At 51.2% G+C, this 15441-nt stretch carries 10 protein-coding genes and 1 pseudogene; 6 read left to right on the top strand and 5 right to left on the bottom strand.

Going from position 1 to position 15441, the window contains the following annotated elements:
• Window positions 1-454: 454 nt before the first annotated feature.
• Window positions 455-706, top strand: coding sequence for a hypothetical protein (locus BG842_RS15765; protein ID WP_069451487.1), 252 nt, complete (start codon window positions 455-457; stop codon window positions 704-706).
• 297 nt (window positions 707-1003) lie between these two features.
• Here BG842_RS15765 and BG842_RS33175 read toward each other — a convergent pair.
• A pseudogene (locus BG842_RS33175) lies at window positions 1004-1177 on the bottom strand (DUF411 domain-containing protein); the annotation flags it as partial.
• Between the two features lie 423 nt (window positions 1178-1600).
• On the opposite strand from BG842_RS33175, the gene BG842_RS15760 reads away from it, so the two are divergent.
• Window positions 1601-1864 carry a HalOD1 output domain-containing protein gene (locus BG842_RS15760; protein WP_254663234.1) on the top strand — a complete coding sequence of 88 codons (264 nt, stop codon included), beginning with the start codon at window positions 1601-1603 and terminating at the stop codon, window positions 1862-1864.
• Between the two features lie 865 nt (window positions 1865-2729).
• Here the strand turns inward: BG842_RS15760 and BG842_RS15755 are convergent.
• On the bottom strand, window positions 2730-6563 hold the full coding sequence (locus BG842_RS15755) for a PAS domain-containing protein (RefSeq protein ID WP_069451485.1): 3834 nt from the start codon (window positions 6561-6563) through the stop codon (window positions 2730-2732).
• A 264-nt stretch (window positions 6564-6827) separates the two neighbouring features.
• Here BG842_RS15755 and BG842_RS15750 point away from each other — a divergent pair, with 264 nt between their 5' ends.
• Complete coding sequence (locus BG842_RS15750) at window positions 6828-7172, top strand: hypothetical protein (RefSeq protein WP_139136144.1); 345 nt, start codon at window positions 6828-6830, stop codon at window positions 7170-7172.
• Window positions 7173-7243: 71 nt separating this feature from the next.
• Here BG842_RS15750 and BG842_RS28965 read toward each other — a convergent pair whose 3' ends face one another.
• The 3 genes from BG842_RS28965 to BG842_RS15740 form a co-directional block, all read right to left on the bottom strand.
• Window positions 7244-7534, bottom strand: a complete 291-nt coding sequence (locus BG842_RS28965; RefSeq protein ID WP_139136143.1) for a HalOD1 output domain-containing protein — start codon at window positions 7532-7534, stop codon at window positions 7244-7246.
• A 587-nt stretch (window positions 7535-8121) separates the two neighbouring features.
• The gene (locus tag BG842_RS27715) at window positions 8122-8454 is read right to left on the bottom strand and encodes an ArsR family transcriptional regulator (RefSeq protein WP_254663233.1); all 333 of its coding nucleotides are present in this window, start codon (window positions 8452-8454) and stop codon (window positions 8122-8124) included.
• A gap of 1012 nt (window positions 8455-9466) precedes the next feature.
• On the bottom strand, window positions 9467-10711 hold the full coding sequence (locus BG842_RS15740) for an inorganic phosphate transporter (RefSeq protein WP_069451482.1): 1245 nt from the start codon (window positions 10709-10711) through the stop codon (window positions 9467-9469).
• A 1133-nt stretch (window positions 10712-11844) separates the two neighbouring features.
• Here BG842_RS15740 and BG842_RS27710 point away from each other — a divergent pair.
• The 3 genes from BG842_RS27710 to BG842_RS15730 all read left to right on the top strand — a co-directional run bounded on the left by BG842_RS27710 (window position 11845) and on the right by BG842_RS15730 (window position 14113).
• The gene (locus BG842_RS27710; RefSeq protein WP_083252568.1) at window positions 11845-12084 is read left to right on the top strand and encodes an amphi-Trp domain-containing protein; all 240 of its coding nucleotides are present in this window, start codon (window positions 11845-11847) and stop codon (window positions 12082-12084) included.
• A 55-nt stretch (window positions 12085-12139) separates the two neighbouring features.
• Complete coding sequence (locus tag BG842_RS31800) at window positions 12140-13186, top strand: YihY/virulence factor BrkB family protein (RefSeq protein ID WP_069451481.1); 1047 nt, start codon at window positions 12140-12142, stop codon at window positions 13184-13186.
• A gap of 81 nt (window positions 13187-13267) precedes the next feature.
• Entirely contained in the window at window positions 13268-14113 is an 846-nt protein-coding gene (locus BG842_RS15730) for a mechanosensitive ion channel family protein (RefSeq protein WP_069451531.1), read from the top strand.
• The last annotated feature ends 1328 nt before the right edge of the window (window positions 14114-15441 follow it).

The following is a 15441-nucleotide window of genomic DNA, read 5'->3' as shown; positions in this document are numbered from 1 at the left end:
AAAATACTGGCCAACGAACCGTATTTACCCCGTCGTGAATGAGACAAAGGGAAAGAGAGAACTCTCACAACCAGGCACGACGACATTGTCGGGTGATGGCGCCAGACGATGGCGTCGTGCTGGTCTCTGTGAGAGCGTATCGCCACCAATGATTCGATAGAGGAAATAAGTTCGTCAGACATAGCTTGATTTTATTATATAATTTAGCCCAGGAGCCGAACAACGTTCATCGAACTCAATTTCCAGTGCTATTTTCTTTCGTTCTATTAGAATATAATATGAGAATGTTTCTATCTGCCCGAAGATGTCGTTAACCAGCCAAATATAGCAGACAAATTCCCAATATTAAACTTATTCTGTTCTATTATTTCTAAAGTAAACTCTGATATTTATGCGGGTGTATGGTAATACTTAACACGATGGGGGAGGCAGCGGCGATATAGGTTGATTAACAGTGACTGAACGACCGGACGACGATACAACGAACGAAGCGCCAATCTACTACCAGAAAAAAGCAATTCTTCCAGTGCTGCTAATTTGCCTAGGAGTCCTCGTCTATGCTGGGCTCACCGCTGGCACCACCACCGTCAGTTTTGCCGCGATAGTGCTTGGGTTCTTGTTGATGCTCGTTGGGACGTTCAGGAGCCTTTCCGCTCCCGACAGTATGGATGACGATTCCGACTATAGAGAAAAGATGGTCGAGTGAGTGGGACAGTCGATGACGAGTTCGGGGAACTGCCTTCATTAATGGCGTGAACGAACGCTCGGCACTTTCATTCGCTCGTGGTCGATTCCTCTGTCTTGGTTGCGGTCGAAGCTGTATCCTTCCCGCTGGAGGAGCACCCTGCGAGAAAAACTGTAACTGTTACCCATTTGATGAATGTGCGGCGTTTCATAGCATTTGGCGGTTATTAGTCCGAATGCCTCTTACAATCAGACTATCATATGACACATAATACAAAAATGGTGTCAGATAGCCTTGAGCTTTTGGGAGGTGCCATCTCTATTCACCGTATGAATCTCGAAGTCTTCGGTTTTCGCCTCCCATTCCGGACGACCCCGCCGGCATTTTTTGGAGTGCAATGCCGAGAATGTCCGGTTTCTCAAGTGTAAGATTTCCGATTGCTTCTCGAGGGACATGACCTTCCACGAGATATTTCCCGGTGTCCAAAGTGTGGCAGCTTACAAGTTTTTTGAACCACCTAACCTAGACTTTACTTTCATCATGTCGTCCACGTCGTTAACCGTTATATCCACGCCTGTCGTTGACTCCGGGTACTTTTTGAGCCCTTCACAACACTCGCAGTTGGGCGCTTTGTAGAGAGTAGATTTGTCAAATATTTCGTCGCTGCTTAACCGAGTTGCTTTTCGTTTCCCCTCCTCTCGTAATTCCTGTTAGGCTGATTGCTACTGGTACAACCAGCGACTGGGAGAGCTATCGTGACTGTGTGGGGAAAGTGGGATCTCGTGATCAAAATCGACCTCGACAAAACGTACGATACTGCAAGGCTGTGAGACGCTCGAGATTGTTCAGAAAGCGTGTGGTATGCTACCGAGCACCCCCTAAAACCTATTAGCACACCTTGCTTGAGCAGAGCGTATGGAGAACACGTCATCGACACAGCCAGGGCCATCGATACGAACGACACGTCCAGACACCGAGTCGATCACCACTGCCGTGGTGACGGCGGTGACGGAAGCGAATGGGACGGAGCCTGCGACGCCCCTCTACGAGGTGATTGACCCAGATGCCCTCGAAGCGCTCTATCAGCATGGTTCACCGGAAGTGAGCTTCGAGTATGTCGGGTTTCACGTTACGATTGATTCTGATCGCACGGTTTCCGTTGCTGACATAGATCTGTAGAGTGCTACGAGTTGGAGTTGTTCACATCCGATCCATTACCACCGTCACCGAGGCTCTGTCCCGCCTGCAATAGTGCTTCGTGGTGAGGACATGAATTTCGATAGGGTATAGAGAATCACCGTCCGTTACTCTTCGTCTGTCTGTTATCTCCGGTTGCCTTTTAGCGTGAAATGATCCTCCGAACTCACCACAGCAGGACTGCTCCGGGTTGCGCACTGTCTTCGACTGTCGATAGCGCGGAATCCGACCGCCACAGTTCACACATAAGTTACCGCTTCGGCGCAGTGAACCGCCAGCACGTGCAAAAGGGAAAGCCACGGCTCGTATACGACACCAACCGTTAGAAACTGTATCAGTAGAAAGAGGACGGCGAGAGATATCGGATTAACAACTGCCGAGATTCCGGAAGTCGCTCTGGTCACACTTTGAACAACTGGATGGTTTCGAAATAAAGGTGGTACCGCATTCTTCGCATTCAAAAATATCACCAGTCGCCCGTACCTGCTGTTCCGTATGCCGAGAGGGCGTTTCTGAACTAAAGACACCGCGTAACCGATGTAGTATCTCCATAGCAATGCATAGACACTTGCTCTACATACATAGGTTTTATCACCAAACTACCATAATAATCACCACTATCACTGTACAGAATATTGTCACCGAAGTTGGCTCACCGGTTATGAGATGCCGCTGAAACCCACAGAGTCGCACTCCGTAGGTTCGCCATTCACCACCCTCCAAGGAGAAAGTCCTAAGTGTCCCAGGTAGTAGTCGGCGTTGATATCGTCCGTGTGCTGTTGTATATCTCCCCCAAGTGTATCCCTTGAGCGTATAGAAACTATGCATCATACAGATTCTCTCGTTTTTATCCGGTACTGTGTGTCGAAGATGAAAACACTATGTCAAACACTTTCCGTTCAGCCTTCCGGAGATGCTGGTGGAAGGTCGGTGGGGCCACACCCATCGATTCGGCGACATCCTCGCCGGACGTCTCACGAGGCCACTCGAAAAACCCCGCGTGATAGGCGGCATCCAAGGTGGCGTGCTGTCGATCGGTGAGATCCGATACAAGGTGCCGCAGGATGCGTTGGGAATCGTCGTGTGATCGCGTAATCTGCCGGCGGCGGACCATCTCGGCCTGTGGATATTCCTTTTCAACGGCGTCGATGACCTGGTGAACGTCGACACTCGGTGCAAGGTGGATTGTCATCTGGTAGTCACCGTCATCGATGATGACCTCCTCGATGTTTCCACCGATGGACGCGACGACCGACAGTATGGGTGGCTCAGTTAGCTTGAGTTCGAAGCTAGTGGGAGTCCCCTCCGAGTGTACGGTAACCGCCTCCCAGTGAGGGAGCGTTTCGACGAGGCTGGTCACGGTATCGATAGCATCCGATGTTGCGGTGCCATAGACGAGAAACTCGTCATCGCCGACAGGAACCGCGTTATCGAGTGTGATGGTCCCCTCCATTTCGGCCGGGATACCAAGGTCCGCGAAGACGTCCTGTAACTGGAACTCTAGTTCGACAATTTCATCGCTCAGCAGCGCCTGTTTTCGCTCAGCAGCAGCGATGGTATGGCCAATGATCTCTCCGAGTTGAGCGATTACCTCGCCTTCGTGACCGTCGAATGCAAATGGCCGCTCCGCGTAGACGCTGAGTACGCCATAAACGGCATTCTCGTGAATAATTGGAATTGCTACAGACGATTGGAAACCATACGATTCGATTTCGTCCCGCCAGGGGTCATACCGGGAGTCAGAATCGAAATCCTGTGTCGTTTGTATCTCGCCTGTTCGGAAGGCTCTGCCGATGGGGCCCTTGCTCTGGTCATCGTCGGGATCGACAGAGATCGTGATTCCGTCGAGATCTCCCTCAACGCCAGCTTTAGCCCGCATGTTCACTGTTTGGGTAGCGGCATCGACATCGCCAACCCAGGCAAATAGATACGAATCGGAGTCGGCAAGGTGCTCACAGACAGTCGCCTCAATCTCCTCGCGCGTGGATTGGTTGATAGCGGCGTCCATGATCTCCTGAATTACCTCGTTGAGACTATTCAGCGCCGTGAGTTGTTCGTTCTGGTGAATCAGTTCCTGCTTGCTACCTACGCGTTCGTATGCGGTCTCAGCGTTGGTCGCCAACAATTTTACCAATCGGCGGGTATTCGCGTCGAATCCATCGACGTCGCGTGACCCGGCGACGAGAATCCCTTCAGTACCCAGTGGAACGAATAGCCCGGCACGCATTTCGGTCGCATCTGGAGGCATCTGAAGGTTTGGTGACTTAAGCACGTTCTCATAATACCGGATGTCGCCACCGCTGAACACGCAGCCCGTGATGCTATTGTCGTCGGCTGGGACTTCTGGAAACTCCTCACGCATGAAGTCAGCCTCACGCGACGTAGCGTCGGGAATGAGACGGTCATGTTCGGCATCGTAGTCATAGAACACAACACCAGGGAGATCGAGGACATCGCTCGCCGTTTCGACAAGAATTCGGCTGATTTCTGGTATCGTGTCCGCCGTGAGGAATCCGCGTGACGAGGTGTAGAGCGCCTGGAGCCGTTCTTGGTATTGCCTACGCTCAGTCACATCCTGTGACATCACCATGGCAGCGAACACGTCATCATCGTCGGTGGTCAACGGGACCGTTCGAAACTTGAACGTTCGACCCTGGATCTCCACCTCGAACGAGTTCGCCGTACCATTGAGTGCAGCACGGTAGTTTGGTTCGATGAGCTCCAAGACGTCCTCAGAATACACCTCTTGCATCCGTTTGTCTTGAAGGTCGTTAGCGTTGAAATCCAGTTTGTTAAAGCCCTGTCCTCCGACAATTGTATGCTGTAAATCGTGGTTTAGGAAAGTGACTGCTCCGTTTGGGAAGTTCTCTACAAGCGTGCGGTAGCGCTGCTCAGATTCTTCGAGTGCCCGTTCACGCTCTTTGCGTTTAGTGATGTCTCGGAAGTAGATCGAGAGGCCGCTCTCGGAGGGATAAGCCGTGACCTCCAGCCACGCCTCAGCTGCATCGGCATACTCCTCGAAGGTGACAGGGTTCTGAGTTTCCATTGCCCGTTCGTAATGATCTCTAAATGAACTATAAAGGTCGCTAGAGAAAGCGTCCCAGGCATACGTGCCCAGAAGTTCTTTTTCCGTCTTCTCCATAAGTTCCTCGGCATGATCGTTAATGTACGTAAACCGCCAGTCCGTATCCAGTCCACAAACGGCGTCGTTAATGCGATCGAACACCTCGTTGAGTTCTGATCGTAATTTGGTCCGCTGGTGTTCGAGCTGCTGTTCCTTTTGTTTGGGGTCTGTCACGTCTTTACCTGCGACTACGATCCGATCTAGGTCCTCGTCATTATCGAACAGGGGTGCTGCCCTGAGCGACACCCACCGGCGATCGTCGTTTGGTCCATCGTGCTGGACCAGCCAGTCAGAGACCTCTTCCTCGGTTTTGATCACCTGAGAGACCGGATGATTCGGTGTCGAGATCGAGTTCCCGTCGGCGTCATAGATGTCGTAATCCCCGATGTCGAACTCCGAAGCCATCGGTTCGCTGATCCCGAGTTGCTGTCTCGCCCGAGAGTTGATCCGCTCGAGTGAGCCATTGGCTCGGAAGATGCTCACAGAGATCGGCGCGGTCTCCAGGAGCCTCTCGGTGAGATCGCGCTCGCGACGTAGTTTGCGTTCATATTCATGGCGCTCAGTTATGTCATGGGTCACCTTCGCATAGCCCTGGAGGTCACCATCTTCGTCGTGGATGGCCGTGATAGTGACTTTTGCCCAGAAGCGTGAGCCGTCTTCCCGGATTCGCCAGCCCTCGTCCTGTATCGAGCCCCGCTCGGCGGCGGCGTTCAGATTCTGTTTAGGGATACCGACCCTGGAGTCGTCGTCAGGATAAAACTTTGAGAAGTGGTTACCCAGAACCTCGTCAGTCTCGTAGCCCATGATCTGCTCGGCACCGGGGTTCCAGGTTTGGACGTAGCCTTGGGTGTCGAGGGTAAAAATAGCGTATTCCTCGACTGCTCCGACCAGCGATTTTAGCTGCTCATGATCTTCACGACGAGCTTTCGCCGATTGCTTCCGGTCGGTAACGTCGTAGTAGAGTTCGACCCGGCCGCCCGCGTACTCTCCAGACTCGATTGGTTTACTTCGGTGTTCGAGCCAGCGCTCTTCGTGCTCGTCGCCCGCCATCACGTGACACTCGAAGTGTTCAGTATACGTGTTGTCGTCGTACGTCGCCAGAACCGTCTCCGTAAACACCTCCGAATCCTCAATGGCCCATGCGATGTGTTCGTCGATGAGTTGGCGTTTGTCCCTGCCAACGACCTGCTTGCGGTCGAGCCCAAAGTATCGTTCCGTCGCACCATTGATCCAGGCGATGTCAAAGTTCTCATCGAGAACGAAGATTCCGACTTCAACGTCTCCGAGGACGTCGTCGATAAGAGACTCCGCAGCACCCGACCAGTCAGGAGCCGCTTTATCGGTATTTGCCGGTGGTTGCCACCAGACACGGGCGTTCGCACCGACTTTCTTCGTTTCGATCCTGTTCTGCTCGGCAAGCCGCTCCAGTCGGGCGTAGGTGCTCCGCCGACCGAGGCCAAGGGACTCAGCTACCTCAGGCGTCGTCCATGGTTCCTTAGACTCGTCGAAGATTGCGAGTGTTTCTCGAAGACTGTCGGTTAGCGATCCCGATTTCATTATCCTGTATACTGGGCTTCTCGTCTATCAAGGTTCCGTCGATGGAGTCATTCTGTCGAGAGTACCAATATGGACGGATGTGCATCCCGAACAAAATCATCAACAAAAATTGCCGTACTAATTCAGAGGCCATTCCACCATCCCGGTGAGAAGAACCTAATTGATTCTAGCGTCTCCTTACGGTGACCAAGTTCATTCATCAAATACACGCTAACTGATGCTGCCCGAATCGGAGTGATCTCAATGTCCCACAACTCAAACAACATGACGGCTGAAAATTCGAGTACAGATGAATTGACTGCAAGCGATCTTCATAGCTTGCTTGCGGTGGAGCGACGCCGTCTAGTTCTCGATATACTCACTGGGATCATCACCACTGTCGAACTCGAGGAACTAGCCAGGAGGGTTGTAGAGCGAGAAGACGGGATTGACGCCGCCGATCAGGATGTCATGGAGCGGGTGGTGATCGGACTTCACCACAATCATCTACCTCGTCTCGACGATGCTGGCCTGGTGGACTACGACCCTGATAGCCATACCGTCGATCCGACTCAGTTACGCAATCATCAGTTAGGAGATTATTTAACCATCACTCCAGAGAAGGAGTAATCGCGAATTCCACCATCTACTTTCAGGGTAGACTAAGAACCACCCTTAGGCTAAGAAATAGCGATATAAGATCAGCTCTCGTCTGAGTTGATTGGATCGAGATCAACCGTTCTATCGCCGTTGACCGTTACTTGATAATCACAGTAGTAAAAGGTCACAGTTCCATGGCGTTCGGTTCCTGTCTGTGTAGGTGCAAATAATCTATCGAGTGCATCTGGGTCGATAACGTCGTACAGCGGCGGGCAGTCACTCCATTCAGAATGTTTTCGTGCCGCAATCGCTTCCTGAATGCGGACAGTGATGGATGGCCCTGTTGCTCTACTCTGGTCGTCACCTGAAGTATTGGCATTGCTCTCTCCCATTGTGTTTCTCTTTCTGAAGCCCCACAGTCAACCCCCTCGTGAGAGCTCCATCAGTGCTACGGACGGTAGTTATAAACATTCTCTGGCGGTTGATGAAAAACACGAATGTTCACTATGTAGCTGTATTAAGAGAGTATCAATATCACAGCTGAAGTCCATCAGTGAATTTCACTCGAGTAGCCCCTCTGATGGCTTGTCCACACATTTTCGTCCGTTTCTATATCGTACTTCGTGACCGCTGCCAGTCACAGCTCACGCTTCGAGATTTACCGCTCAATCGTTTCAATCGACAAATGGGGTAAGTGTTCGGCAGAGACATCGGCTACGTGCAGTTGTACCCGGTCAAGTAGGGCGGTTGGTGTTTCAGGAGGACCGTCAGTCGGTGCATCCGCACATTCTGTGAGCGTTCGCTGGTCGGTGCTATCCAAGACCGTCAGTTGGCGAGCCATGGATAAGAAGGGCTGAAGCAGTGGTTGTACGGTAGTTCTGTTTGTCCCGCTCTCACACTCGTCGTGGTTTGATGAAAGAAATGCCACTCTCAGACAATTTCGATTGATCTAGCGAATTAATTAGTGTACTGACCGATACTATGGCCAATCGTCAGGCAATTCATCTTCATGTTCGTCCATCAGTTCAAGAAGGGGTTCAATCGCCTCAAAACGGGGGCCACGCATAACAGTCCCATCTTCTTGATCCCACTCGATAAATCCAGCATCGTCCAGTTTTGGGAGATGGGTGTGGAAGTTACTGGCAAGCGATTGTTCTGGATCCTCATCCTCACCATTGAATTCGTCCTCGTCGCGTGGATTGTTTCTAGCGACCTTTGAGAGTATTTGACGCCGCCTCTGCTGTGACAGTGCGTCAAATATCAGATCAAGCGTTACATCCTGCTGAGTCGAATTGGTGGAAGACCGTTTCATACTATCCCTAAATTTTATTCGGAAGGACATGTCCAATGTGAAATATTGCACGCACTACCAACGCGACAAAGGAGACTCTACACGGCCGTTCTTTAGTTCTAACGTCCCCCAAATGGGAGCACGAGCGTACGAGGACATTCGTAATTCCGTGTGTGATAAACGGATGAACATCAAAGGATTATCTGCCTGCCTATGCAAGCGTCGAACCTCCTGCCTCAAGGGGTGTCGCTGAAGGCGTTTCAAAACTCCTACTCAAAAGCCGTGACTAGTAAATCCAAGCCATGTGTAGCAGCGACAACCGTTGGGTGCAGTTTGTCTCGATCAGGTAGCACTATTAGAGCCTTCAGGAAATCCCCGAGGTGAATCGACTTCCTCAGACCACATTGCTCGGTACAGTCGACTCCCGTTGATGCGATCGAGTTCGACGAGCTCATCGATATGGTGGTTCTCACGAACTTGTGTCTCGAATCGAGGAAAGTCATCGCTTTCAACCCAGAAGAACGGCATGACAGCGTCTGACGTCGGGACGATACGCTCAAGTTCAATTGTCGTGTTTGGGATTTTTCCCCATTGACGCACCGAACATGAACTCGTTGGAATCGATGGTGAACTCGGCGATAATACTCATACAGTCTGTATGGCGTCCAGCGGTGTAGATTTGTCCCCGATATTCCCATATGTACTATACATAATTGTTTATGGTGCACATGTGATTAGATGGAATAATACTACAAAATAACAGTGGCAGAATAGTTGAAAAGGAGCTACTAGCTCGGATTACTGATGACGATGTTCTTCGAGTGATTCGTGCGTCCGAGTTTTCGGCTGTGACCGCTCGGTGGGTTGCAGAAACGATTGGGATGAACCAGCGGCCAGTACAGCAGCGACTCCAGGAGTTTCAGGAGCAAGGTGAGCTAGGACGGGGAAGTTGAATCCGCAGGTGGTTATCTAATGGATTCCAGAGGGATAATGAATATACTATATATTTTACACGATATTAGTTAAGCGACGTTCACAGCAGAAATACAAATACCGGATAGGAGGCAACAACCGCTAGCGAGGGCGTCAACACCCACATTGTAACGATACGTTTGGCCGCCGTTGAGTCGAACAGACTCCGCTGATCGAGATCCGCCGGCCCTTCCGTACCCACGTCAGGCACGTCTGGCAGTTCCTCCGGCTTTTCTGCCGGTTCCTCGTGACGGGCAATATCGCCGATCGTTGGACTTGCAGGCATATCTTCAGCACGGGAGGTGACCAGTGCTCCTGTCGAGACCTCTAAATCCGGATGTTCACGTTCCGGCGTCGCAAACTCTACGAGTGTCGCCGCTCGGCTTGCTCGACCCCATCCGAGTCCAATAATCGCCGATGTCGTACTTACTGCGAGGCTCGCCGGGATTCCGAGGTAGGACAGAATCGTGATGACTGTGCCACCAACTATCGAGACAATCAGTGAAGCGAGGATTGGTAGCTCCGTAATATCGTCTCCGACCGTCTCCAGCGTGCGACGGGCGATGGTGAAACTACCCAGACCGAAGGCCCCCACCGCGAGCAAGACGCCCTGATTGACGGCGAGCGACCCCCCTTCGCCAACGAGGGGGGCTACAGCGTTCGCCGCGTTTGACGCCCCCGCCGAAAACGCCATGTAACACCCAATGACAACCACCGAGAGTGATCCGAGGATGTCCTGTCGTGTCGCGTTCGGATTCAGGTAGAGTCGAGGAATCGTCCCAGAGCGGTCGAGTTGGATGAAGTGGAGATCGAACTTTGTGAACGCGACATAGCGATCCAGATACGGGTAGATGTAACGCCCGACCACGATTCCGATGCCGAGGCTGATTAGCGGTGCGATGATCCATGCTGAGACGATAGTAAACATCAGTGCCTGATTGAGTGTGTTCGACGCGAGGCCAAGTCCAACGATGGCGCCAACGGCTGTCATTGAAGTCGAAGCTGGAACGCCGTAGAGATTTGAAATGAGGAGTGACGCGCCGGTGAAGAACAAGACAGCGACGCTCGCGGCAGGCGTGAATTGGGTTGCCGGTACGATACTGCTGCTCATCGTCGCGATGACGTTCCGACCGACGGTCCATGCTCCGAGAAAGCCAAAGCCAACGAACAAGGCTGCTGCGGTCGCCTTTCGAAGGAGACGTGAGCCGACTGCTGGACCGAACGCTACACCCGTCGATGAGCCACCGATATTGAACCCAACGAAGACGGCGACGACTACCCCGGCGACGGTTAGCACTGATACCATTGGTCTCTCTCTAAATCAACGTTGCTGGAACCTATATAAAATCCTTGAACCCCGCTCCGAGGTGATTCTGACCAACCTGCAATTATTCACTAGCCTATGCTTCACTTCTTCGTCCCTATTCCGAAGTCTGCATATTTTGAGCAAGAGGTACGTACCCCGTCTCAGTAGTTGCCTTCCACTTATTCACGGGAGTTTGTGCTATCAGTCGTACATGTGATAGCGAGGATACTCTACCTTTTACGGCCTTTAGAAGACGCTTCGCGTCTTGTTCACACACCAGAACCTTCCGAATTCTGGAGACAGGGAGAACTTGCGTTCGGTTAACTACGCACTTGAACGTGTTTCGCCTGCTGTCTGTTCTACTAAGCTGTTCCGGTGGTGTCGAGGGCGCGATAGCCTTCGAGTACCTTGCTTATCAGGTTCTGTGTGCGGGTTTTCTCAGTAATCATTCGGGCTCTGTGAGTTCGTGGAACAGGCGATTGGTGATGAGAGAGGTTGCAATCTCGATTATCTGCTCATGATTTTCGTCGTCTTTGAATAGAGGGACACACCCACAGCCATTTGACGATGCCCTCCCAAGCTTCCCATCGAACCAAACGTGTGGTCCAGCAATTCATCAACGTGGGTCGCTGGGTCGGTCGTGCACTAAACTGAATTTCATCGTTGATAACAGCAAAGACAACCGCGATATGAATTCCTTGTAGGTTTAACAGAAAATCAGCTGCCTGAGGAAGAGCGTCTCGCTCGGTGGTCTCTCCAGCAAAAGAGATCAAGAACGACTGCTGGATTTTTCGATTTTCAATTGCCTCGCTCAGTGCATCGATTGTTTCTGGCGTATACGGGACATTCAACAGGTTTGTAAAAAGCCTCTGATCAATAAATGGATGGAAATACTCTGCTGCAGCATATTCTTGGGCAGAAACTTTACGTGTAAACCCGAGTGTATCGGAGCGAATCCTGAATCCTCAGATAATCGATTATTTGCTGCGCACGAGTCACAACAAAAATAGTTCGACTGCTCATGCATGAATCTATAGGCTAGTTCGAGGTTGAGCCATAGCATACAATAATCCGTTTCACCCGAACTCCTTGCCCAAAACATCTATCCGTGCGATTTGAGATAGCTACTCTCGATGTCCGAAAAAATACTCAACGAGGAGAAAATCTCGCGAGAAGAAGCCGCTGATCGATTGCAAGCAATTGCACATGAACTTCGAAAAGGTGGAGACGCCGATATCGATGTCGGCAATAAAACGGTGACGCTCTCACCAGCAGACTCGGTAGGCTACGAAATCGGCACTCGAGAATCGTCATCGGTACTCCGTGGGAGTCGCGAATCAGTGACGATTAAATTGGACTGGAAACCTGAGTAGGAGAGGAATTGTATGTGGTCGGTAGAACCTTGAGAGTAATCCACTGCTATTGATTATGTTCTCATCTATTCAAAACGGTATCACAGTCGCTCAGTCGGTTCGAACTGAAATACAGGAAAAGCGGGTAACGTTTCTTGCAGGGAGTATCGCATACCATGCATTCATCTCTCTTCTACCCCTCTTGCTTCTTGCATTTCTAGCGTTTGCAGCGATCGGCAGCAATAACGTGCAAACTCAGGTGATCAGTTTCGCAAAATCCCTTTCTCCCGCGATTGGTGATCTCGCTAAAACTACTCTCGAAAGTGAACAAGGACGAGCGAGTGCGTCCATTGTAGGGATTCTAACGCTCACATGGGGGGCACTGAAGATCTTCCGTGGATTGCATACTGCCTTCTCCGAGATTTATGCAGCTGAAACCGATGAATCCATTCTCGATCAAGTACGTGATGGGCTTATCGTCCTGTTTACGATTGGGTTTGCGGTGATTGCAACAATTGTTGCAGGCGCACTCCTTGCCCTCTTTCCTGCAGTCCCATTCATCAAACTGCTCAATCCACTCGTGTTGATAGTGGCACTCGCCATCGCATTTTTCCCGATGTATTATCTCTTTCCTAGTGTCGAGACCACACCACGCGGGGTTTTGCCTGGGACGGTATTTGCGGCAGTGGGATGGACAGCACTCCAAGGGTTGTTTCAGATCTATGTGCAAGTGGTTGGGTCAAGTGCCTCGGGTGTTCTCGGTGCGGTACTTCTCTTGGTCACGTGGCTCTATTTCAGTGGGCTAGTATTGCTTATCGGGGCAGTGCTGAATGCAGTCCTTTCACACCGAACAGAAACAGCAAATGAACAGACGAAAACACGGCAACGACCACTCAACCGCGATGAAGCTGCTCGGTATGTTCTCCTCATTCGCGAGCGAGTGTTCGGACGCTATGAGCGAATAGAACCGATAGAAGTGCCAGCAGATGAATCGTTCTTGACCTCAATCACGGAGCGACCTGCCACAGTCGAGTTGATTGAGGAGATATCGAAAACGGACGATGGCAAGCGATACGAAATTCGAGTACGGTGGAACGAAAACAGCGATGAGAAAGCAAAATAGTGTGGGCAAAACGTTCATTAGACGCCCCTCTGATTTCCGATTTGAATTATGGTACTGAATTTTGTGCTGGCCAGCGGTTCGATGGTCCCATTGCAAGCGAGTAACACACTCACGACCTCATCCATCGTCAGCAATTACGTGATCCCCGCTATACTGTTCCTTGTAACACTCGTCGTCGTATATCTGATCGGGCGGAGCGTCCTCATTCCACTGCTCACACGAGTACTGAAAGAACAAGGGCACCATCCAGCTGTTCGGAGTTTGGCCGAGAATGTGGCAGGAATCCTTGTTTGGGTACTTGCTATCGCTCTTGCGTTCACGGTTGCTGGCTTTGGCGGCGTCATTGCCGCGTTCGGTGTATTCGCCGGTGCGATTGTCCTCGCGATCGGGTTTGCCGCACAGGAACTTCTTGGCAACTTCGTTGCTGGAATTTTCATTCTCAAAGACCGTCCGTTCACGATCGGTGATTGGATCGAATGGAGTGGCGGCGAGGGACAGGTCGAGGACATCGATTTGCGTGTGACACGAGTTCGAACGTTCGATAATGAGCGGATTACTGTGCCGAATGGTGATTTAGCGAATGATGCGGTGAAGAATCCAGTGGCCTATGATAAACTTCGGCAGAAATTCGTCTTTGGAATCGGCTACGATGACGATATCGATCATGCGAAAGAGGTAATTCTCGACGAAGCGCGACAGCACGACGAGATTCTTGCGGACCCAGAACCCGATATTCGGGTGACTGAACTCGCTGATTCGTATGTCGGCCTGCAAACTCGGTTCTGGATCGGTGAGCCGGGGCGAGGGAACGTTACACGAATTCGATCAGAGTTAGTGCAAGCAGTGAAAGAGCGGCTTGACGCCGAGGCAATCGACATGCCTTATCCGGTTCGAACGCTTGAAGGGTCAATCGAAGTCTCGGAATAGTGTACGACGAACAGAGGTCGTTTCCGGGGAATCCCATCCAGATTGGGAAAAGTGGTGGACACCTGACTGTAGCGTTCAGGCCAAAGACGGATGGGATGGCAGCGTACTAGCGAGGTACTACCGTGAGATCAAAACTGGAAATGCGTCATTCGAGCGGTCACAGAGTGCAGTGATGGAGGAATTGGCAGCACAAGAGCGAATGCTGAAGATTCGGGTGAAGATTGATGAGTTGCTTGACCAGTATTCTCTTCGGACCAACGAGGTGGAACCGTCAGGGAGCTCAGACGACCGAGGTTCTTGTTAGTCACAGGACAAAACCTATACCCACTGCCAATAGTTTTCAATCTATGAAAGTCACTTCTCGCTCAAAAACAATACCGTTCTTTACAGCTCTTCTTGGTGCATTTTGGTTCCTTCAAGTGGGAAGCGGACTTGCTATTGGTTGAGTTGTCGAAGGTTCGTGGAACTTGTTTCCGTGGTGGTTCATCACAATCGGGAATTCAGTCGGTGAACAAGTCACAGCCACTTTATTCTGTTAGGAATACTCTCGTTTGTCCTCTCGCCCATTCTTATCTTTGTTTTTGGATACTGGCTGGGCCAAGGCTTCGATCTCACCGAGGAGTATCCAGAGTTCTTCAAAGTGCTTCTGTTCACAGGGGACAGTGGGCTCCTTATTGGCCGTGCCATTGCAGCTCTTGCCCTCTACTCTACCTTTGAGCGGGATTCACAAGTCACATCTCAGCTGATTGGGAGTGTGGGATCGTTGGGCGAGTTGTATCTCCAGTTCATCTTAGTCTGTTTCGCTGGAGCTGCATTGCAGCAATTTCGACAGCAACGACGAGCGCGTATTGCGGATGGCTCGGACAGTAAGGCGGGAATCAGGGAGTCAATCGTGTCATATCTTGCTGTGTTCCGTTCGCGATCGGACTAAGAGAGATACTGTGTGTCTAGTCGATTTTTCAACACGGGTCCGTCTGTAGACGAAATGCATTCGCTTGTTCACCGTCTTGAGTCTGGTAAACGACCCGTATCGCCCCAGGCATGGCTGTCTCTGAAGTGAGTGTTATTTTGTATTTGAACGCAACTCCACCGCAGTCTACTTCATCTGGTAATCGTGATTCTCCCCACTTACTCGAAAGGACAATCGTCGCTCTGTCCTCGGTTTGGTCATACTCTAATGATTTGAGAACCATCTCGTGACAGCCAGTTGGTGGACGAAACCACCCGGTCAATTCCGTCGTTTTCGTATCACAGTTGGTGGTAGCCGAGACTGACTCGTCTGGGGCTGGCATTTGGCCATCAACCACGACCAATTTTGTGGTGAGTCC

Origin of the sequence: Haladaptatus sp. W1, assembly GCF_001723155.1 — an archaeon.
GTDB lineage: Archaea > Halobacteriota > Halobacteria > Halobacteriales > Haladaptataceae > Haladaptatus > Haladaptatus paucihalophilus.
This window is presented reverse-complemented; position numbering and strand designations above follow the sequence as displayed.